General features: G+C 49.3%; 16 protein-coding genes. 9 read left to right on the forward strand and 7 right to left on the reverse strand.

Annotated elements, in window-relative coordinates; translation table 11 throughout:
• The first annotated feature begins 86 nt into the window (after nt 1–86).
• Nucleotides 87–3284, forward strand: coding sequence for a CdiA C-terminal domain-containing protein (locus FPG75_RS04280; RefSeq protein WP_144695827.1), 3198 nt, complete (start codon nt 87–89; stop codon nt 3282–3284).
• Between the two features lie 326 nt (nt 3285–3610).
• Here FPG75_RS04280 and FPG75_RS04290 read toward each other — a convergent pair whose 3' ends face one another.
• Nucleotides 3611–4807, reverse strand: coding sequence for an IS256 family transposase (locus tag FPG75_RS04290; RefSeq protein WP_143305310.1), 1197 nt, complete (start codon nt 4805–4807; stop codon nt 3611–3613).
• A gap of 223 nt (nt 4808–5030) precedes the next feature.
• On the reverse strand, nt 5031–6506 hold the full coding sequence (locus tag FPG75_RS04295) for a glycoside hydrolase family 28 protein (protein WP_161596659.1): 1476 nt from the start codon (nt 6504–6506) through the stop codon (nt 5031–5033).
• A 104-nt stretch (nt 6507–6610) separates the two neighbouring features.
• Between FPG75_RS04295 and FPG75_RS04300 the strand changes: the two genes are divergently transcribed.
• Entirely contained in the window at nt 6611–7342 is a 732-nt protein-coding gene (locus FPG75_RS04300) for a hypothetical protein (protein ID WP_143305312.1), read from the forward strand.
• Nucleotides 7343–7405: 63 nt separating this feature from the next.
• Here FPG75_RS04300 and FPG75_RS04305 read toward each other — a convergent pair whose 3' ends face one another.
• Entirely contained in the window at nt 7406–9781 is a 2376-nt protein-coding gene (locus FPG75_RS04305) for a ribonucleoside-diphosphate reductase subunit alpha (protein WP_143305313.1), read from the reverse strand.
• A gap of 105 nt (nt 9782–9886) precedes the next feature.
• Nucleotides 9887–10861 (reverse strand): ribonucleoside-diphosphate reductase small subunit, encoded by a 975-nt coding sequence (locus FPG75_RS04310; protein WP_143305314.1) that lies wholly within the window; start codon nt 10859–10861, stop codon nt 9887–9889.
• Nucleotides 10862–11186: 325 nt separating this feature from the next.
• Here FPG75_RS04310 and FPG75_RS04315 point away from each other — a divergent pair, with 325 nt between their 5' ends.
• A complete protein-coding gene (locus FPG75_RS04315) occupies nt 11187–11828 on the forward strand; it encodes an ABC transporter ATP-binding protein (protein ID WP_143305315.1) in 642 nt (213 codons plus the stop codon).
• Between the two features lie 3 nt (nt 11829–11831).
• Complete coding sequence (locus FPG75_RS04320) at nt 11832–12950, forward strand: hypothetical protein (RefSeq protein WP_143305316.1); 1119 nt, start codon at nt 11832–11834, stop codon at nt 12948–12950.
• A 2-nt stretch (nt 12951–12952) separates the two neighbouring features.
• Here FPG75_RS04320 and FPG75_RS04325 read toward each other — a convergent pair whose 3' ends face one another.
• A complete protein-coding gene (locus FPG75_RS04325; RefSeq protein WP_143305317.1) occupies nt 12953–13297 on the reverse strand; it encodes a TfoX/Sxy family protein in 345 nt (114 codons plus the stop codon).
• Between the two features lie 11 nt (nt 13298–13308).
• A complete protein-coding gene (locus FPG75_RS04330; RefSeq protein WP_143305318.1) occupies nt 13309–14862 on the reverse strand; it encodes a hypothetical protein in 1554 nt (517 codons plus the stop codon).
• A 154-nt stretch (nt 14863–15016) separates the two neighbouring features.
• On the opposite strand from FPG75_RS04330, the gene leuC reads away from it, so the two are divergent.
• The 5 genes from leuC to FPG75_RS04355 are packed head-to-tail and all read left to right on the forward strand — an operon-like array spanning nt 15017 to nt 20431.
• Entirely contained in the window at nt 15017–16414 is a 1398-nt protein-coding gene (gene leuC, locus FPG75_RS04335) for a 3-isopropylmalate dehydratase large subunit (protein WP_143305319.1), read from the forward strand.
• A gap of 24 nt (nt 16415–16438) precedes the next feature.
• Nucleotides 16439–17188: a class I SAM-dependent methyltransferase gene (locus FPG75_RS04340; RefSeq protein WP_143305320.1), complete on the forward strand. Its 750-nt coding sequence runs from the start codon at nt 16439–16441 to the stop codon at nt 17186–17188.
• 7 nt (nt 17189–17195) lie between these two features.
• Nucleotides 17196–17795: a 3-isopropylmalate dehydratase small subunit gene (gene leuD, locus FPG75_RS04345; RefSeq protein WP_143305321.1), complete on the forward strand. Its 600-nt coding sequence runs from the start codon at nt 17196–17198 to the stop codon at nt 17793–17795.
• A gap of 23 nt (nt 17796–17818) precedes the next feature.
• Nucleotides 17819–18898 carry a 3-isopropylmalate dehydrogenase gene (gene leuB / locus FPG75_RS04350; protein WP_143305322.1) on the forward strand — a complete coding sequence of 360 codons (1080 nt, stop codon included), beginning with the start codon at nt 17819–17821 and terminating at the stop codon, nt 18896–18898.
• Nucleotides 18899–18925: 27 nt separating this feature from the next.
• Nucleotides 18926–20431 (forward strand): 2-isopropylmalate synthase, encoded by a 1506-nt coding sequence (locus FPG75_RS04355; protein WP_143305323.1) that lies wholly within the window; start codon nt 18926–18928, stop codon nt 20429–20431.
• A gap of 155 nt (nt 20432–20586) precedes the next feature.
• Here FPG75_RS04355 and FPG75_RS04360 read toward each other — a convergent pair whose 3' ends face one another.
• Entirely contained in the window at nt 20587–21264 is a 678-nt protein-coding gene (locus tag FPG75_RS04360; RefSeq protein ID WP_143305324.1) for a M15 family metallopeptidase, read from the reverse strand.
• Nucleotides 21265–21383: the final 119 nt, after the last annotated feature.

Genomic DNA, 21383 nt, shown 5'->3' on the forward strand with positions numbered 1-21383 from the left:
CGCAGAGGGAGGTGTAGAGCATACAGTAATATGGGAAACATCAGGCGGGCAACCTGGTAAGAACGGTTCCACCAGCGGGCGTGGTAGTGGACCGTTCCCAAGCCTGGCTGGATGGCGTGAAGGCTGCCAGGGCGGCTAATCAGGTCAAAACGCCGGCGCATACCATGTCTACGGTGTATCGTTATAATACCCTCAACCAGGTGGTCACGCAGCTCTCACCGGATGGTGGCAAGAGCCGCTTCTGGTATGACCGTTTGGGCAGGCTGGCGATATCGCAGAATGCAAAGCAGGCGGTGGTTAGCGCGTACAGTTATACCTTGTATGATGTCTTGGGCAGAATAACAGAGGTAGGAGAGATCAGCAGCAGCACGCCCATGTCTGATGCGGTTAGCCGCGATGCTACCGCCTTGCAGACCTGGATAGATAATGCAGGTAACTCGAAGGCGCAGATCACCCGCACGGTATATGATATTGCCAACTGGGCACTGGCCGGCGGGATGCTGAGCGGCAACAATGTCCGCAACCGGGTGGCCTACAGCATGGTGTATAACAACTATGCAGATATTGCCGGTGGTAACTATGCCAGCGCTACCTTCTACGGCTATGATATTCACGGTAACGTAGATACGCTGTTGCAGGATTATAAGAAAGGACTGCTGAATGATGGCGCTAACCGCTTCAAAAAGATCATCTACGATTATGATCTGATCAGCGGAAAAGTGAACCTGGTATCTTACTCGCCAGGCTTTAAAGATGCCTTCTATCATCGCTATACGTACGATGCAGAGAACCGCCTCACCAATGTGGAAACGAGCCGTGATAGCATCTATTGGGAAAACGATGCTTACTACCAGTACTATAAACATGGTCCTTTGTCGCGTGCCGTGATCGGTCATCAGCAGGTACAGGGCCTCGACTACGCCTATACGTTACAAGGCTGGCTGAAGGGTGTGAACAGTACCACCGCTACTTCCGCCTATGATATGGGCGGAGATGGCCAGTCCGGTGCACGAGCCGCCACCGACGCCTTCGGTTATGCATTGCATTACAACGGCAGCGATTATCAGTCGATCAATACCAGTGTGAAACCCTTTGCCAGCGCTTCGGTATCGGCGGGCTTCAAGCCGCTGTATAATGGTAACATCGCTGCCATGAGCATGCAGCTGCCCAAAGTAGGAGAGCCGCTGTTGTATACCTATGGCTACGATGCGCTCAACCGCATCATCGCGATGGATGCCAACCGCACGTTCAACGCCGCAACCAATACCTGGACGCCCACAGCGATCAACGATTTCAAGGAAAGGGCATCTTACGATGCCAATGGCAATATACTTTCGTATATCCGTAACGGTAATAACACCTTTGCCGGCAAGCCCCTGGGCATGGATAGCCTCAGCTATAACTATGCCTCCGGTAAAAACAGGTTAAATTATATCAACGATGCCGTTAGCGGCAGCAACTATGGCAATGATATCGACAACCAATCGCCCGGTAACTACCGATACGACAGCATCGGCAATATGACCAGCGATGTAGCCAACGGCATCGACAGCATCTACTGGACGGTGTACGGCAAGATCAGCAGGATCAAGAAAAGCAACGGCACGACCATCGACTACACCTACGACGTGGCGGGCAACCGCATCAGCAAGGCTGTCAGCGGCGTACAAACGTGGTACGTGCGCGATGCCAGCGGCAACGTGATGAGCGTGTATACGGTACAAGACCCGGCCATCAACAATGGCCGCATCACACAAACCGAAACACACCTTTATGGCAGCAGCCGGCTGGGTATGAGCACCCTTCAGATCATACCGGATACTACCCGCGTACCGTCAGTTACAAGGAATGGTATTAAAAACGGAATTAATGTTATATTTACAAGAGGTAACAAGCTCTTTGAATTAAGCAATCACCTGGGCAACGTGCTGGCCACCGTCTCAGACCGCAGAACAGCGGTATCCCTGAATGGCAGCAGCATAGACCACTATGACCCGGTGATCGCCAGCGCGCAGGAATACTATCCGTTCGGCTCCCTGATGCCGGGCCGCGGCGGCCACCTTTCGGCCGCTGGCTGGTCGTCCGGCAGCACTACCGTCAACGGTTACACGCTGCCCGAATCCCTGACCGTATCCCAACGTGGTGGCAACCAGCCACCCGAATACGTAGCATCCACCTCTATCGACTTCGTTACCGGCTTCGACAGCAACACCGGTGATAACTATGACGCGTATATTGCTGATGGCAGCTATGCGGGTGGTAGTAGTGGAGCAGGGAGCGTAGCGAATAGCGGAGGAGGGTATAGGTATGGGTTTAATGGGAAGGAGAATGACAACGAGATCAAGGGAGAGGGGAATGAACAGGATTATGGATTTAGAATTTATGATCCACGAATTGCAAAGTTCCTTAGTGTTGATCCTTTGACGCAAGAATACCCTTGGTACACACCATATCAGTTTGCAGGGAATAAACCTATAGAAGCTATAGATCTGGATGGAGCTGAAGAATGGATGATGCAGCAGGGATTTGCAGCTAAGCAAAAGGCAGAAATGGAGATTGCACGGGCGGATAAAGTCGCACAAGACCACGTGAGGGCTCTTACACGTATTCCGGAGAACCATATAATGTCATTAGACGTGCATGGTGTTCTTCATATAGGTCCGGAATCAAAAGTGAAAGAAAGAGTTGCCTATATTAATGAAGAGTATAAAATTGCACTTGGAGAAACTATAGCTGGTGGTCCTTTTGCTTCTGCTGGATATTTGATTGAAGGAGATAAAGGTGCATTTAAAGGAGCTGTGCTGGATCAAACTGCAATGGCGATTGGTGGTATCCCTGCTGAGAACTCTGTAGTTTTTCCTAAGCAAATTAATATTGGTAAGCCTCTATCTATTCCTGAAACAGCACAGAGATATCCGGGAACGTTAGCTATTGAACCAGGAGGTAAGTTTTCTGAAAGTGAGATTGAAGCTGCCAAGTATATGCGTGCACAAGGGAATGATGTGATGTTGCGTAAGCCTACAGGAACAAGAGCTCAGGGAGGAACATCAGATTTATTAGTTAATGGAATAAACTATGATGTTTATACCCCCATTACCAAGAATCCAAAGAATATTATATCTGCAATAGCGAGTAAAAACTCACAGGCAACTGGCATCGTGCTTGATTTGTCTAAAACACCAGTTACAGCAGATCAATTAGGAAATGTTTTAAAAAGAGTTCAAGGTACAGGAGCAAAAAATATTAAGAACATTGTAATACTACCAAAAGATGCCAAAGATTAGATGCCTATGTAATAATGTGATTGGGTTAAGCGAAATACCAAGCCCTAATCAATTGCTAATTATATCAGATAAAGAATTTGACGAAATTTATTCAGACTGTATAGATCCTGATAAGCTATATGAAAAGTTTAGCATTGTGGCGAAGTGTAATGTTTGTGGAAGACTGCATATTTTTTGGGATGGATTTGATAAAGCTCCTATTATCTATAAACCAGAATGAGGTATAAGTTTGTAAAGCAGAAACCCCGCCACTGTGGTGGGGTTTTGCTATTTTAGGGACTATTTCAAGAAGTGTGTAAACTTAAAAATCGGGGATCAATTTATAATTAGATTCTCACTCTGCTATCAAAAATAGTTAAAAACTGATTTAGGATCATGCCCCAATTTCTAATGGGCATGGTCCATTTTTTTGATACCTCCCGCAAAGCCAAATATACTGATTTAAGGACAGCTTCGTCAGTAGGGAAGGATAGCTTGTTTTTGGTGTATTTTCTAATTTTGCCATTCAGATTTTCAATGAGATTGGTCGTGTAGATGATCTGCCTGATCTCCAAGGGGAAGTCAAAAAAGACAGTCAGTTCCTCCCAGTTTTCACGCCAGCTTTTGATGGCGTATGCATACTTTGCACTCCATTTAATATCCAATGCGTCAAGAGCAGCCATGGCAGCTTGTCTGGTTGGCGCGGCATAAATATCCTTCATGTCCGTGGTAAACTCCTTTTTATCTTTCCAGACCACATAGCGGCAACTGTTACGTATCTGGTGCACGACACACACTTGAGTGGCAGACTGAGGGAACACCGATTTGATGGTCTGAGTGAAGCCATTAAGATTATCGGTGGCTGTTATTAAGATATCTTCCAGGCCACGGGCCTTCAGATCTGTAAGTACAGTCATCCAGTAAGCAGCTGATTCATTCTTACCCAGCCACATTCCCAGGACTTCTTTGAGGCCACCCCGCTTTAGGCCCACTGCGATATAAACAGTTTTGTTCACTACTTTGCTACTCTCCCGTACCTTGAACACAATGCCATCCATCCAAACGATGAGGTAAACCGGTTCTAACGGTCGGTTTTGCCAGGCGACAATATCTTCGGTCACACGGCTGGTGATGCGGCTGATCGTGGCCGTGGAAACGTCAAAGTTATAGACTTCCCTTATTTGCTCTTCTATGTCAGATACACTCATTCCCTTGGCATAAAAAGATACTATTATCTCTTCCAGCCCCTGAACCATTCCTTCGCGTTTAGGTACGATCATTGGGTTAAAACTGGCATCACGATCTCTAGGTACTTTTATTTCAGATTCATCATAGCTGGTCTTAATCTTCTTTTTACCGTATCCATTGCGGCTATTTTCGCTTTCATTGGGCTCATGCTTATCATAGCCTAAATGGCTATCCAATTCACCTTCCAGCATCTTTTCAATGCCCCGTTTCTGAATTTGGGCCAGGAAATTATTTAACTGATCGGCCGTTTTAAACTGCTTCAGAAAGTCGTCTGATAAAAAATCTTCTGTCTTCATAAAACTGTATATGCTTTAAAATTAAAAAATCGGAGCCAAACCCCGATTTTTATCATTTACACAGTTTTTGAGATAGTGTCTTAAAATACCTGTTTATACCTGGCGCAGGTTTTAGCATCCCTGAAATAAATACCGATGAGATCAAAGAGGCTATTCTGTCTTCTTGAGTGCGGTAATCTTCTTAACGCAAGCAACATCCAGGAAACTATTACCTAACCTCCCCCTACAACGACACATTACTCGAATTAACCACTTTCACAGCCTCTCCCCCCGACGACGAAGGCTGTAATGTCACTCTCTTTCCATTCAAGCCATTCACATCTTCCAGATAAACCGCCGGACGAACATCCGTTGAAGAAAATCCGAGAAAAACACTGTCAAGTGTGATCTGTTGTGCATGGCGCACATATAGTCCATAGGCGGGCAGCGAGGCGCCGAACATCCTGTTCTCGGGGTAGTTCCCTTGGCTTTCAATAACAACGTGGGAGGCATCTGCCGCGTTGCCGCCGCCAGGACAGGTAATGAAAATATTCCGCAGCACTACCTGCTGTACATAGTTGCCTGGCCATCCTGTGATGGAGCTGCTCATCTTTGATACGGATACTGCATTGATATCGCTGATCAATATATTGCGCATCGTACCTGGCATATGGGCGCTATCCGGATTCATTCTGCTGCGGTCTCCTAGTTTGATAAAGATAGGCGTCTGTATGCCGGTCATGTTGATATGACTAATGGAAATGTCCGACATCAGGCCGCCATCCACCATCTCCAGGGCAAGGCCTGATACGGCGGAAAGACTATCCGTAATCCCTGGAACAGTTTGTTGCCAGTGGAAAAATGGTGATACCGGCGGGCGCGATACCGTACAGTTTTGAATATTGATATTAATAAAACCCGTGGTGGAGCCTGTTCCCATTTTAATGGAGTTGCAGTCGCTGGCTACGGTACAGTTGGAGATCTGTACGTTGCGGCAAGGCACTGGCGCATTGCTTTTAAGACATATCCCGTCGTCTTCTGACTGTATATGGCAATTGGTGATAGTAACATCCTGTGCATCAATATCGATACCATCATTATTCAGGTTGGCATAGCTGTAAACGCTTACTGAATCCAGGTGCACATCCTGACAATAAAAATAATACTGTACCCAGTCGGCGGCTGAGTGAAGTTGGATGCCATGTACTTTGATGTGCTGGCAATGAATAAAATATACAAGTTTAGGACGGTATCTTTCGTCGGCGCCGGTCATGAAATCCCTGCTTCCTCCCTGCCCGTCAATGGTGCCCGGACCGGATATGCCAATGTTTTGTGCATCGTCTGCGGCAATGAGCGCAAAATTATTTCCGCCGTGATACTTACTTTTATTGATGGGATAATCTTTGATATAAGGGCTTCCCAACAAAGTGCCTCCTGCCTGAACATACAGGGTGACGCCGGATTTCAGATAGATCGTTCCTGTGAGAAAGGTGCCTTTGGGCACTACCACGATTCCGCCTCCCTTTTGTGTACAGGCGTCAATGGCAGACTGGATCGCGGTGGTGTTCATCACATGTCCGTCACCTACTGCGCCGAACCTGGTGATCAGGAATGAGGTGGTATCTGCTAACGCTTCCGGATATACGGAGGACGTTTTATTACAAGCGGTGGAGAGGTGTGCTAGAAGAATGAAAGAGAACAGATGAAATAGCGGCTTCATAAACATAGTATATCGTGCGTTTTGGACAGCCTTCCGTGGCGAAGGTTTAACAATTACGAAGAAATGAATTTTCCCCGTAGCTTTGCCCTACATACATTATCCTTATGCGCCTGTACTCCAACCCGGCCCCAATTTCGCCCGCAGGAAAACTGCTGTTGCTCCTGTTATCCGCCGCTTGTTTCGCTTGTAAGAACAGCAAGCAGGACAACTTCGCACAAACGATCCTGATCTCACCGCAAACGATGGTGAAGACGATGGAAGATACCGCTGCAAGGCTGCCGCTGCCAGCAGATTCCGGCAAGCTCGATAGCTATAGCCGCCCGCCATTGCGTGCGGAAGTGCGCAACACCGGCGAGCAGGAAGATGCTATTGCGTATAGCCTTCGTGTGTTTAACGGCAATAAACAGGTATTTTATAAAAAGTGTTTTTTCAGCGCTGGCAAAATGTGCTTGTTCAACAACAGGTATTTCTCTGTACAGCTGAAAAAAGATGTGGCGGAAACGGCCGCCACGGGCGTATTGTACCTGGTGGATATGGAAAAAGGCAAAGCGGTGGCAGTAGACTCCATGACTAACGGCACCAATGCCCCGATGTTCAATATCGACAACAAAGTGATACTGTTGTATGTCAATGATAACCTGGAGTTATGCGCCTATAATGTCCGCTCGCATACGACAAAGAAGATTGCTAAAATTATTCCGCGGGATATGGAAGAAGAAGAGCTGGACGTGATCGATCTTGATCTGACACAAAATAATCATCAGCTCAGTGGTAAGTTATTCATTCATTATGAAGATGAGCCTTACTACGTACCGGTGTCTATTGCGGTAAATTAAAATAAAAATCCCCTCGCGATGAGGGAGGGGATTTTTTGTATACTTAATAACCCTGTTTTGTAATTATGCACTGCAGGTAACGCAGCCTTCTTCCATGGTGCATACGGCGCCTACGGGAATATCGTCGATAGATACATCGCCGCCTTGTGCAACTACCGGTGCGATCTGCTGACCGGCTTGTTTCTCTACGGTGAACTGTACCGCCTGAGAAGCTGCCTGAGTACGCAGGTAGTACATACCTGTTTTGAGGCCTTTCTTCCATGCATAGAAGTGCATAGAGGTGAGCTTCGCTGTGGTAGGCGTATCTACGAAGAGGTTGAGCGATTGCGACTGACAGATGAACGCGCCGCGGTCTGCCGCCATATCGATGATGTTACGTTGTTTGATCTCCCATACTGTTTTATACAGTTCCTTGATATTGGTCGGGATTTCGTTGATATGTTGGATAGATCCGTTGGAAGCAATGATCTTATTTTTCATGTCGTTGTCCCAGAGGCCCAGTTCTACGAGGTCTTTCAGCAGGTGCTTGTTCACTACTACGAACTCGCCGCTCAGTACACGGCGGGTGTAGATGTTGGAAGTGTAAGGTTCAAAGCACTCGTTGTTACCCAGTATCTGCGAAGTGGAAGCGGTAGGCATCGGCGCCAGCAGCAGGGAGTTACGGATACCGTCTTTGATGATGGCGGCTTTCAGCGCATCCCAGTTCCAGCGGGAAGAAGGTGTTACGTCCCACATGTCAAATTGCAGGATACCTTTAGAGGCGGGAGAGCCCGGGAAGGTTTCGTAGGCGCCTTCTTTCTTCGCGAGATCGTTGGAGGCAGAGAGGGCAGCGAAATAGATGGTCTCAAAAATTTCTTTGTTGAGTGTTTTCGCTTCATCGCTTTCAAACGGATAGCGCATCAGGATGAAGGTATCTGCCAGGCCTTGCACACCCAGGCCGATCGGGCGGTGACGCAGGTTGCTGCGGCGTGCCTCTTCTACCGGGTAGTAGTTCTGGTCGATGATCCTGTTCAGGTTGATGGCAGCCTGGTAGGTGACATCGTATAATTTCTGGTGATCGAACTGTCCTTCGTTCACGAAGCGGGGCAGCGCCAGGGATGCCAGGTTACATACGGCCACTTCGTTGGCGTCGGTATATTCGATGATCTCTGTGCAGAGGTTGGAGCTCTTGATGGTGCCCAGGTTCTGCTGGTTGGATTTGCGGTTGGCCGCATCTTTATACAGCAGGTAAGGGGTGCCGGTTTCGATCTGTGCGTCGAGGATGGCGAACCAGAGGTCCTGTGCTTTCACTGTTTTGCGTGCACGGTTTTCCTTTTCGTATTTTTCGAAGAGCTGTTCAAATTCTTCGCCCCAGCATTCGTGCAATCCGGGGGCTTCGTGCGGGCAGAAGAGCGACCAGTCGCCATTGCTTTCCACACGTTTCATGAACAGGTCTGGCACCCAGAGGGCGTAGAAGAGGTCGCGGGCGCGCATTTCCTCTTTACCGTGGTTTTTGCGCAGGTCGAGGAACTCGAAGATATCGGCATGCCATGGCTCCAGGTAGATAGCGAAGGCGCCTTTGCGCTTGCCGCCGCCCTGGTCTACGTAGCGGGCCGTATCATTGAATACGCGCAGCATCGGGATGATACCATTGCTGGTACCGTTGGTGCCGCTGATATAAGAACCGGTAGCGCGGATGTTATGGATGCTCAGGCCAATACCGCCGGCGCTCTGGGATATTTTAGCAGTTTGTTTCAGGGTATCGTAGATACCTTCGATGCTGTCGTCCTGCATGGTGAGGAGGAAGCAGGAAGACATTTGCGGTTTCGGCGTACCTGCGTTGAAGAGGGTAGGCGTGGCATGTGTGAACCAGCGCTCGCTCATCAGGTTATATGTTTTGATGGCAGATTCGATATCTTCTTTGTGGATACCCACTGCTACGCGCATGAACATATGTTGCGGACGTTCTACTACCTTGCCGTCAGTTTTCAGCAGGTAAGAGCGTTCCAGCGTTTTGAAGCCGAAGTAATCGAAAGCGAAATCACGGTCGTAGATGATATTGGAATCCAGTATCTCTGCATTGGCTTCGATGATCTCCCATACATCATCAGATAACAAGGCAGCAGATTTACCGGTTTTCGGGTCGATATATTCATACAGTTTCTTCATCGTTTTGGAGAACGACTTCTCTGTATTTTTATGAAGATTACTTACCGCGATGCGGGATGCCAGCAAGGCATAATCCGGATGTTTGGTGGTAAGCGAAGCGGCGGTTTCTGCGGCGAGATTGTCCAGTTCGGTGGTGGTAACGCCATCATACAATCCCTGTATCACTTTCTTGGCCACGTCGATGGAGTCTACATATTCCGTATTGAAGCCATAGCACAGCTTCTCAATACGTGCAGTGATCTTGTCAAATTTCACTGACTCTTTTCTGCCATCTCTCTTGATTACGAACATGGGTTTCTGAATTTAAGAGGTTAGAAATTATTTGGGGATTTTTTGATTTACGGATTTTTTGATTGGATAAATCAAAAAATCCGTAAATCAAAAAATCAAAAAATTTTAGAAGTCTTCTTCCAGGCTGAACGTCTGTGCATCCTTGGTGCCGCCCATTACGCCGGCTTTCTGGTAGTCGCCTACGCGTTTTTCGAAGAAGTTGGTCTTGCCCTGCAGGGAGATCATCTCCATGAAATCGAATGGGTTGGCTGCGTTGAAGAGTTTAGTATAGCCGAGTTCACCGAGCCATCTGTCGGCCACAAATTCAATATACTGGCTCATCAGGCGGCTGTTCATACCAATGAGGTCTACCGGTAATGCTTCGGTGATGAATTCTTTTTCAATTTTTACGGCGTCGCCGATTACCTGGTGCACTTGTTCTTCTGTCAGTTTGTTTTCGAGCATGCTGTAGAGCAGGCAGGCGAATTCGCAGTGCAGGCCTTCGTCACGGCTGATCAGTTCATTGGAGAAGGTGAGGCCTGGCATCAGGCCGCGTTTTTTCAGCCAGAAGATAGAGCAGAAGCTGCCGCTGAAGAAGATGCCTTCTACAGCTGCAAAGGCCACCAGGCGCTCTGCGAAGGTGCCGTTCTCGATCCAGCGCAGGGCCCATTCCGCTTTCTTTTTCACGGCGGGCACGGTCTCGATGGCGTGGAACAGGCGATCTTTCTCCACCGGGTCTTTTACATAAGTATCGATCAGTAAAGCATATGTTTCAGAGTGGATATTCTCCATCATGATCTGAAAACCATAAAAACAACGGGCTTCAGGTATCTGTACTTCGCTCATGAAGTTCACTGCCAGGTTCTCGTTCACGATACCATCGCTGGCGGCAAAGAAGGCCAGTACATGCGAGATAAAATGACGTTCTCCCTCGTTCAGGCTTGCCCAGTCTTTCATATCACTGCCCAGGTCTATCTCTTCGGCTGTCCAGAAACTGGCTTCATGCTTTTTATATTGCTCCCATATCTTGGGATAGTTGATCGGCAATAACACAAAACGGTCCTTGTTCTCTTTTAAAAGAATTTCATTCTCGTTGTTCATAATAAAAATTTTATATCGGGTGCTGTCGAAGGTTTCTGGTTTCTCGATTGGGGGGTCAGATGCTTGCCGCTACATTTCCTGTCACATCTATAATCGTCTGTCCTAAAAATCCATACGCTCAGGATTACAAATGTAAGAGCGAATACTTACCGGCCTAGATATAGTTTTCCACGCGTGTGGAAAAACATTGTGGGTATTGTTAGAATACAGTGTGGTACGATGTTTCACGGGATTTTCATAATATTCACTTGATCATTTTTTTTATGTGTATAAGGAGAGAAAAAATAACTCGTAATTTCCCTCCTGATATATTAAAAAATTACGTATGCCCGAACCGGTTATAGTACTGGAAGCAATACAAAAGAGTTACCAGGATCACCTCGTGCTGGATATCCCGCGGCTGGAACTGCCCTCCGGCATCTACTGGCTGCTGGGAGAGAACGGCGCCGGCAAAACCACCTGCATGAAGGTGATGGCCGGCCTGCTCCCTTTCAAAGGCGAGATCACCCTGCAAGGTACGGTGAGCAGCCGCCGGGAGCCCGTTAAGTTCCGCCGCCTCATCAACTATGCGGAAGCGGAGCCGCTGTACCCTGCTTTCGTCACCGGCCGCGATCTGCTACAGCTCTACCTCCGTACCAAAGGAGGCGATACCGCCCGCATCGCCGCCATCGCGGAACAACTGGGTGTGAATAACTTTGTGAATAACCCGGTCAGCAGCTACTCCAGCGGCATGCTCAAAAAACTGTCGCTCCTCCTGGCCTTCACCGGCCAGCCCGCCGTCATCCTGCTCGATGAACCGCTCATCACCATCGATACCCGCACGGTAGCCGTCATGTATCAACTCATCCAGGAATACAGCGCCGCCGGCACCTCCTTCTGTATCACCTCCCACCAGCCACTCGATCCCGCCGAAGTAACGCTCACGGGTACACTGAAACTGGCCAACCGGCACATCACGCTCAATTAAGACATGCAGCATATTTTTAATAAGATCATCGTCCGGCGCTTCTACCTGCAACATGCAGGATTTTTCTTCGTGCTGTTCTACTTTCTCTTCGGGGTTGTCGACAGCGGCAACCTGCTGTACTATCACCTCGGACTGCTCAACGGATTCCTGCATCATTACGGCTTCCTCGCATTGGTGCTGCTCTCATGGGCGCTTTACAACACCATCCTGTGCACCGGCTATATGATGAAACTGTTGCAGCTCCCGGAATATACTTTTCTTTATACCACCATCGGCAGCCTGGACAAAAACGCCCGCCGCCGCCTCTGGTGGCGCTTGCAGGCGGGCATGTACCTGCCGGTGATCATCTACGGCGCCATCGCTATCGTATACGCCTGCACGAAACAACTGTACGCACAGGCAGCCATCATCGCCGTATTTAACATCGCTATGTGCATCTGGCCCGCCGCCCTCTATGAAAGAAAACTCTGGCAACCCGACGTGTTCTTCTTCACCGGCGGCCTGCAACGCTGGCTCAACAAGCATTTCACCAAACCGCCGTTTACCTGGTTCATCTATGAGATGTTCACCCGCTTCCCGCGGCGCATCATCCTCGTGAAAGTATACTCGCTGGGCATCCTCTGGCTTACCTTTTTCCTGATGGAACAAGGCAGCGACTTCGACCTGCGCGCCCTGCAGATCGGCATCATCTGCACCGCCCTGGTACATATGCAGCTGATGAGCCACCAGCGTGCCTTTGAAGAGATATACACCGAGTTTATGCGCAACCTCCCCATCCCGCTATGGCAGCACTATGGCCGCCTGCTGGCTACCTGGTGCCTGCTCTATCTCCCGGAACTCATCATGATTACCGTCAACGCAAATACGAAAACAAATGTGCAGGGCCTGCTCATCGCTGCCGCCATGGGCTTCAGTTTGCTCGTCTTGTTCCGGACAATATTGTACTATCCTAAGGTCAATGCGGAAATTCACCTGCGATACCTGCTGGTCATCGCTTTCATCGATATCTTCCTCGTACTGGGGCACTACGAGTGGCCGGCCATCCTGGCGATGCAGGCGGCAGCGGCGCTGATCTTTTTTAATAAGTCCAGGGTTTATGAACCGTATATAGAGACGGAATAGCGTTATTTCTTTTTCTTCGATGCCTTCGCCACCTTGTTATATTCCAGCGCCAGCTTCACCCAGCGCTCCACCTGCTTTTTCGTTTTGAGCACATCTACGTCCACAAACAAAAAGCCGGGCATCACCTTGCCGCTGTGCACCATCGGCTGCACGCCGTCCTCTTCGGCCATGGTGGCGGCAAGCACGGGATCGAGCCGCACCATCATCGTGTCGGTACGCACGCCGATGCACATTTTATCATCTACCATAAAACACAGTCCCCCGAACATTTTTTTCTCTTCTACCTGGGTCGTGGCGGCAGCGATCAGCTCACGCACTTTATCTGCCAGCGCTTCATTGATGGCCATATGATGAGGATTTAGATTCTCTTTTCCTTATTCTGAAATTTCCGTTGGATCACTTCCTGTACAGGAATGCCTTCTATCTTGCTTTCCAGCCAGGAGATAATATCCAGGTAGAGGAAGGAGCGGCGTTCGTACGGATCTTCAGAAATCTGTACCAGCCTGTCTTTCAGGTCCACAAAGGCGCTGCGCAGCGCCTTCGGATTGGCATAAATATATTTGCGCAGGAACTTCATGATCTCTTCCATCACCAATCCAAGGTCTTTATGTTTGGAGATAAAGTGATAGACAGATTTGATGAGATATTCCACCAGGCTGTAGTTCTCCAGCTCATAATGCGCGATCAGGTGCAGGATACGCGCAAAGCACTGGATATCTGCCCGCAGGTTGCCGATCTTCAGGTTGATGATCTTGTTCAGATAGATGATCGCCTTATCATTATCGCCACTGCCGAAGTAGAGGCAAGCGATCTTGTAATAGAACACCAGCACCCGGTGCTGGTCTATCTTCAAGGTATGATTGCTGATCTCTGTTTCCAGTTCCGGCACCATGGCCAAACCCTGTGTGAACGTGCCTTCCAGGAAATAGCGGTTGATCTTCGCCGTATACAGGTACACAAAAGCAGAGGTGCGCGTGTTCTCGTGGAAGTTCTCCTCATTGGCCCGGATAAAGGTCTCTAACTCACAAAGGGCGCTCTTGAATTTCTCGAAATTTGAAGTATAGAAATGTGCGGTCAGCAAATTATGCTGCGCCTTGATGTACAGGTCCATATCCGTTTGTTGTAAAGACGGATATTGTTTGAAGAGGTCCACCCACTTCTGGGTATAGCGGTAGTACATCACGAAATCCTGCAAGATGTAGAAGTACCAGCACGAAGCCTGGAACATATACACTTTTTCGTAGAAGCTCATCTCCGAATGCGTGAGCGGCGGCAGCTGGCTCTCGAAGAAGGATTTCACCATTTCGGCATCGCGCGCATTGCGGGCATGGCCCAGCTTCAGGTACAGGCCGTACATGCGCAGCGACAGCGTAGAGAGACAGCTGATATTGGTGAGCTGTTGTTGTATCTGCCGCGATTCGGTGCTGAGCACGTCCGCACGGTTTTCCAGGCTGCGCGTGATATGCCGCGATTCTATCAGCTTCTCAAACTCCACGATCTCATAAGTGAGCATCACTTCTTCCTGCTCCATCGCCTGTGCCTTGGCTTTGGCCAGTATCTTCAGGCTCTGGTTGTATAATCCTTTATTATAAAGCACCCGGGCATGATCCAGCTGCTCACGCAGGTCGATCACCGGGTCTTTCTGTTTGTATAATTGCCGTAAATTGGTCAGCAGGTGCTTGTACAGGTGTGCCTTTACATTCGACAACTGTTGCTTCTTGAGATCCGGTACTTTCTTCAGGATCTGCTCCTCGTCATAGTCCTTCATTTTGTCCAGCGTACTGAATAGCTGGATGAACAGTACGTCTTCGCGTGTATTGTTCTTGTTAAATGCCAACTGGAAGCTCCGCTTTTCGGCCTTCGTCAGTGTTTTAATTAATATGAATAATGCATCACTTTGGCTGTTGGGCATCGTTAATTAAATCTTGTAAATAATTGATAAACAACAAATTGATGATTATCAGGTGCTGTTAAAAGTTGTAATTAAGGCAAATTTAGCGATATGATGATTAAATATCGTCCATTAGATTTGAAGGTATAAAACATTTTAAAAGGAAGCACAAAGGATGGGAAAAACGTTATTTGACAAAATCTGGGACAGTCACATCGTGATGAGCAAGCCGGGGCATCCGGATGCGGTATATATCAATACCCATTTTATTCACGAGGTAACGAGCCCGCAGGCGTTCGATGGTTTGCGCAAGCGGAGTATCCCGGTTTTTCGTCCGCAGAAAACCAGGGCCACTGCCGACCACAACGTACCAACGATCGATCAGCACCTGCCGATCAAAGAAGCATTGAGCCGCCACCAGGTAGAGATGCTCACGAAGAATACCGCTGAATTTGGCGTGGAGCTTTACGGCCTCGGTCATCCTTTCCAGGGCATCGTACACGTGATCGGACCTGAACTGGGCATCACCCTGCCAGGCATGACCATCGTTTGCGGCGACAGCCACACATCCACGCACGGCGCCTTTGGCGCCATCGCATTCGGTATCGGTACCTCCGAAGTAGAACAAGTGCTCGCTACCCAATGCATCCTGCAATACAAGCCTAAACGCATGAAGATAGAGGTGAACGGTACCCTGAAGAAAGGCGTGCTGTCGAAAGATATCATCCTCTATATCATCTCTAAAATATCTGCCTCCGGCGCTACCGGTTATTTCGTGGAATATGCCGGCGATGCCATCCGCAGCCTCAGCATGGAAGCGCGTATGACCATCTGCAACATGAGCATCGAAATGGGTGCGCGTGGTGGCCTCATCGCGCCGGATGACACCACCTTCGAATACCTCAAAGGCCGCCAGTTTGCGCCGCAGGGCGCTGAATGGGACAAAGCCCTCGAGTATTGGAAAACGCTGTACTCCGATGCCGACGCTGCTTTCGACCAGGTGCTCACTTTTGATGCCGCCGATATCGAACCGATGATCACCTACGGCACCAATCCCGGTATGGGCATGGGCGTTACACAACACATTCCCGCACTGGAACAGCTCGAAGAAAAAGAAAGACCTTCTTTTAAGAAGTCGCTCGATTATATGGACCTGCAACCCGGCAGCGGCCTCCTTGGCAAAAAAGTAGATTACGTGTTCATCGGCAGCTGTACCAACTCCCGCATCGAAGACCTGCGCCTGGTAGCCGATTTCGTGAAAGGCAAACAGAAAGCGGAAGACGTAGTGGTATGGATCGTGCCGGGTTCCAAACAGGTGGAAGCGCAGGCCAAACAGGAAGGCATCGACAAGATCTTTGCTGCTGCCGGTTTCCAGCTGCGTGAGCCCGGATGCTCCGCCTGCCTCGGTATGAACGAAGATAAAGTACCCGCCGGTATGTATTGCATCTCTACCTCCAACCGCAACTTTGAAGGCCGCCAGGGACCTAATGCCCGCACCTTCCTCGCCAGCCCGCTCACTGCCGCCGCCGCCGCTATCACCGGCCGCGTAACAGATGTCAGGGAAATGGTATAACACTAACGGATAAACGCCAATAGCATGGACCAGTGGAACGCTGACTTATATAAACAACAACATGCCTTCGTATTCGAGTACGGCAACAGCCTGATCGAGTGGTTGCAACCGCAGCCAGGCGAGGCCATCCTCGACCTCGGATGCGGTACCGGCGAGCTCACCGCGCAGCTGGCACAAACCGGTGCGCACGTTACCGGCATTGATGCCTCCGAAGCGATGATCAACAGCGCCCGCCGGCATTTCCCGGAAGTGAACTTCCTACTGGGCGACGCCACCACCTTCGTGCTGCCGCAGCCTGTTGATGCCATCTTCTCCAACGCCACCCTCCACTGGGTGCGCGAAAAAGAAAAGGCCATCGCCCGGATGTATGCCGCACTGAATACCAACGGCCGCCTCGTCATAGAAATGGGCGGGAAAGGCAATGTAAACAGCATCCTCACCACGCTCGAAAAAGTAATGGCCGCAAAAGGATACCATTATGAACCGTTCTGGTATTTCCCTTCACCCGGCGAATACTGCACCCTGCTTGAAAATGCAGGCTTCACCGTGAACAAGGTCCATTTCTTTGAACGCCCCACCCAACTGGCCGATACAGAAAACGGTATCGCCAACTGGCTGGAGATGTTCGGCGCACACTTCTTTCACCAGGTGCCTGAAAATGAAAAAGGCGCCATCCTGCAACAGGTACAGCACGAGCTGGCGCCCGTTGCCACCAGGAACGGTCATTTATATGCCGACTACGTCCGTTTGCGCGTAGCCGCTACCAAAAAGTAATTTTATTATGAGCAAGATATTCCAACACCTGATCTCTTCCGCGGTTCCCGTGCCCATCGAAAATATCGATACCGACCAGATCATCCCGGCACGCTTCCTGAAAGCCACTACCAGGGAAGGTTTCGGAGAAAACCTGTTCCGCGACTGGCGCTTTGAAGCCGACAACACACCGAAGAAAGATTTCGTTCTCAACAACCCGGTTTATTCCGGTAAAATACTCGTAGCCGGCAAGAACTTCGGCTGTGGCTCTTCCCGCGAACATGCCGCCTGGGCGATCGCCGACTATGGTTTTAAAGTAGTGGTGAGCAGCTTCTTCGCCGATATCTTCAAAAATAATGCACTCAACAATTTCATCCTGCCGGTACAAGTGAGCGAAGCCTTTCTGGACAAGGTTTTCAAGGCAATCGAACAAGATCCGAAAGCGGAGATAGAAGTAGATCTCGATCAACAGTTCATCAAAATAAAAGCTACCGGTGAACAGGAAAATTTCGACATCAACCCGTACAAAAAAACATGCCTGCTCAACGGGTATGATGATATCGACTATCTCCTCAGTCTGCGCAACGAAATTGAAGCATACGAGAAAACCAGGGAATTTAACTTTTAAGATAAAACCTTACACACTACAACATGGGCGTTGACAAGAAAATATTAGTGATACCAGGCGACGGAATAGGCCAGGAGGTAACCGCATGGGGCCAGAAAGTACTGGAAGCCATTGCGAAAAACTATCACCACCACTTCACATTCGATGAAGGCATCATGGGCCATGTAGCCATCGAAGCTACCGGCGAACCGCTGCCCGATGCCACACTGGAAAAAGCAAAGAACAGCGATGCCATCCTCTTCGGTGCGATCGGTCATGCGAAATACGACAATGACCCCACGCTGAAAGTAAGGCCGGAACAGGGTTTGCTCAAGATCAGGAAAGAGCTGGGCCTCTACGCCAACCTGCGTCCTATCAAATTATTTGATGAGCTGCTCGAAGCTTCCAGCATCAAACCAGAAATATTACGTGGCGCCGATATCCTCTTTTTCCGCGAGCTCACCGGCGACGTTTATTTTGGTGAGAAGAAGAGAACGGAAGACCGTAACACCGCTTCCGACCTCATGATCTATCACCGCTATGAAGTAGAACGCATCGCGCGCAAAGCCTATGAGGCCGCGCGTACCCGCCGCAAGAAGCTCTGCTCTGTGGATAAAGCTAATGTACTCGAAGCCAGCCGCCTGTGGAGAGAAGTAGTACAGGAGATTGCGAAAGATTATCCTGATGTGGAAACAGAACACATGTTTATCGACAATGCCGCCATGCAGCTGATCAAAGATCCGAAACGTTTCGACGTAGTGCTCACCGGTAACCTCTTCGGCGATATCCTCACCGACGAAGCCTCACAGATCGCGGGTTCCATGGGTATGCTGGCATCTGCCTCCGTGGGCGACAAAACAGGTTTTTATGAGCCTATCCACGGTTCTGCACATGATATTGCCGGCAAAGGCATCGCCAATCCGCTGGCATCTATCCTCTCTGCCGCATTGCTGCTGGATATCTCCTTCGGACTGAAAACAGAATCACAACGCGTGATCAAAGCCGTGGAAGCCACGCTGCGCCAGGGCTACAGAACAATGGATATTGCCAACAAGCATACCGACAATGATCTTATCATGGGTACAGACGCGATGGGCGCCAAAGTACTGGAGAATCTGAACTAATCTCTCACGAAAAAATTATTTTTTATCATGGATAAAAATCGTGTATACGTCTTTGATACCACCCTGCGTGATGGCGAACAGGTACCTGGTTGCCAGCTGACTACCGTCGAAAAAATTGTGATCGCCAAAAAGCTGGAAGCGCTCGGTGTAGATATCATCGAGGCAGGCTTCCCGATTTCCAGCCCTGGCGACTTCCAGAGCGTGGTGGAAATATCCAAAGCTGTTTCTGAACCGGTGATCTGTGCGCTCACCCGCGCCAATACCATGGATATCGACGCTGCGGCCGAGGCGCTGCGCTTCGCCAAACGCAAACGTATCCATACCGGTATCGGCTCTTCCGATATGCACATCAAATATAAATTCAACAGCACCCGCGACGAAATACTCGAACGCGCCGTAGCTGCCGTAAAATATGCGCGCAAATTTGTGGATGATGTGGAATTTTATGCGGAAGATGCCGGCCGCGCCGACAACGAATACCTCGCCCGCATGATCGAAGCAGTGATCGCCGCAGGCGCCACCACCGTGAATATCCCCGATACCAACGGTTATTGCCTGCCCGACCAGTACGGCGCAAAGATCAAATATCTTGTAGATCACGTTTCCAATATCGATCAGGCGATCATCTCCGTGCACTGCCATAACGACCTCGGTCTGGCTACTGCCAATACCATCGCCGGTGTGATCAACGGCGCCCGCCAGGTAGAATGTACGATCAATGGTATCGGCGAACGCGCCGGTAACACTTCACTCGAAGAAGTGGCCATGATCCTGAAAACGCACCATGCGCTGGGATATAATACCAATATCAATTCCAAGGGCATCTATGAACTGAGCAACCTTGTATCTACCATGATGCGCATGCCAGTGCAGCCTAACAAGGCCATCGTAGGCCGCAACGCGTTTGCGCACAGTTCCGGCATCCACCAGGATGGCGTACTGAAACACCGCGAAAACTACGAGATACTCAATCCCGAAGATATCGGCATCCAGTCCAACGCTATCATCCTCACGGCCCGCAGTGGCCGCCACGCGCTGAAACACCACCTCGAGCGCCTCGGCTACAAGCTGGACAAGATCAACCTCGACGAAGTGTACCAACGCTTCCTTGAAGTGGCCGATAAAAAGAAAGAGATCTCCGATGCCGATCTGTTGCAACTGATGGGCGATGGCGACGCAAAAGTATACGATGAGAAAGGTATCAAAGTAACCTTATTGCAGGTAGTATGCGGCGACCCGCTGCGTCCGATGGCCACAGTAAAACTGTTGATCAATGGTGAAGAGAGAGAAGCCAGCGCCGCAGGTAACGGCCCGGTAAACGCCACTATCAACGCTATCCACGAGATCATCAAAGATGATATCGACCTCGATGAATTCAGCATCCAGGCGATGCATGGCGGCAGCGAAGACGTAAGTAAAGTGAATATGCGCGTGAAACACAAAGGCCAATCCTACTACGGCTTCGGTTACTCCACCGATATCGTGAACGCCAGCGTACACGCTTATGTAGATGCGCTGAACAAAATATATTAAATATTTAGGGATTTATTGATTTACGGATTTACGAATTTATTGATTTATGGATTTACGAATTTATGGCGAAGCTGAGGTCCGCTATAAATTCGTAAATCCATAAATCAATAAATCCGTAAATCCGTAAATCCGTAAATCCGTAAATCCCTAAATTCCTAAAATACAATATCCATCAACGGATACTTCTTATAATCTGGCAGATAATAATGCCACCACTCTGTACTGCTGCCTTTAAACCCGAACTGCTTCATGGTGCTGCGCAGTAAATTTCGATTAGCCTTTATCGTTAGATCGGCCGGAACATAGGTTTCATGCGCCTTTTCCGTGAAATCATCAAAGTCGGTGGGCATGGCTACGGCCTTGCCGGTTTTGAGGTCCACCATGCTGAGGTCTACCGCTACGCCGCGGTTGTGGCCGGAGCCTTTGCGCGGATCGGCCGCGTAGCGGTCGTCCGGAACGATCCTGAACATCTTTTCTGTAATCGCGTAGGGGCGGTAGGCATCGAAGATGAGGAGGCCATAGCCTTTCTTGTTGAGCGCTGCCTGTACGCGTTTTAGCGCTATGGCAGCGGGTTTGCGCAGGTAGATGGCTGTGCCGCCGTATAATTTTTGATGCGTGAAATTATTGGTGGTGGCATAGCGCACATCTTTCCTGATGCCGGGGATATACGTTTCCAGGTTCACCATTTGCTGGCTGCTATCTTTCTTCACCAGTTGTTCATATTGTTGTTTATTACCAAGCACTGTGAGTCCATATTTATTGGGCTTGATCTGCTGCGCAGCGGCGGCGCCGGAAAGTGCGCACAACAGCAGGGGCAAGAGGCGTATTTTCATATCTCTGACATTCAATTCTGACAAAAATTACTGAATATTGCGAAAATTAGGCAAGAAAGTACAAAATACAGTGAAAATACGATTGCAAATCACTTGTTTAAATAGGTATTTTAGAACCC

This window comes from Chitinophaga vietnamensis, from assembly GCF_902167635.1.
GTDB lineage: Bacteria > Bacteroidota > Bacteroidia > Chitinophagales > Chitinophagaceae > Chitinophaga > Chitinophaga vietnamensis.

Coding starts and splice junctions, on each gene's coding strand:
- FPG75_RS04340 (WP_143305320.1), top strand. CDS start 16,439: ATGGACCAGTGGAACGCTGACTTATATAAACAACAACATGCCTTCGTA.
- FPG75_RS04305 (WP_143305313.1), bottom strand. CDS start 9,781: ATGTTCGTAATCAAGAGAGATGGCAGAAAAGAGTCAGTGAAATTTGAC.
- FPG75_RS04315 (WP_143305315.1), top strand. CDS start 11,187: ATGCCCGAACCGGTTATAGTACTGGAAGCAATACAAAAGAGTTACCAG.
- FPG75_RS04325 (WP_143305317.1), bottom strand. CDS start 13,297: ATGGCCATCAATGAAGCGCTGGCAGATAAAGTGCGTGAGCTGATCGCT.
- leuC (WP_143305319.1), top strand. CDS start 15,017: ATGGGAAAAACGTTATTTGACAAAATCTGGGACAGTCACATCGTGATG.
- leuD (WP_143305321.1), top strand. CDS start 17,196: ATGAGCAAGATATTCCAACACCTGATCTCTTCCGCGGTTCCCGTGCCC.
- FPG75_RS04360 (WP_143305324.1), bottom strand. CDS start 21,264: ATGAAAATACGCCTCTTGCCCCTGCTGTTGTGCGCACTTTCCGGCGCC.
- FPG75_RS04295 (WP_161596659.1), bottom strand. CDS start 6,506: ATGAAGCCGCTATTTCATCTGTTCTCTTTCATTCTTCTAGCACACCTC.
- FPG75_RS04300 (WP_143305312.1), top strand. CDS start 6,611: ATGCGCCTGTACTCCAACCCGGCCCCAATTTCGCCCGCAGGAAAACTG.
- FPG75_RS04320 (WP_143305316.1), top strand. CDS start 11,832: ATGCAGCATATTTTTAATAAGATCATCGTCCGGCGCTTCTACCTGCAA.
- FPG75_RS04290 (WP_143305310.1), bottom strand. CDS start 4,807: ATGAAGACAGAAGATTTTTTATCAGACGACTTTCTGAAGCAGTTTAAA.
- leuB (WP_143305322.1), top strand. CDS start 17,819: ATGGGCGTTGACAAGAAAATATTAGTGATACCAGGCGACGGAATAGGC.
- FPG75_RS04310 (WP_143305314.1), bottom strand. CDS start 10,861: ATGAACAACGAGAATGAAATTCTTTTAAAAGAGAACAAGGACCGTTTT.
- FPG75_RS04355 (WP_143305323.1), top strand. CDS start 18,926: ATGGATAAAAATCGTGTATACGTCTTTGATACCACCCTGCGTGATGGC.
- FPG75_RS04330 (WP_143305318.1), bottom strand. CDS start 14,862: ATGCCCAACAGCCAAAGTGATGCATTATTCATATTAATTAAAACACTG.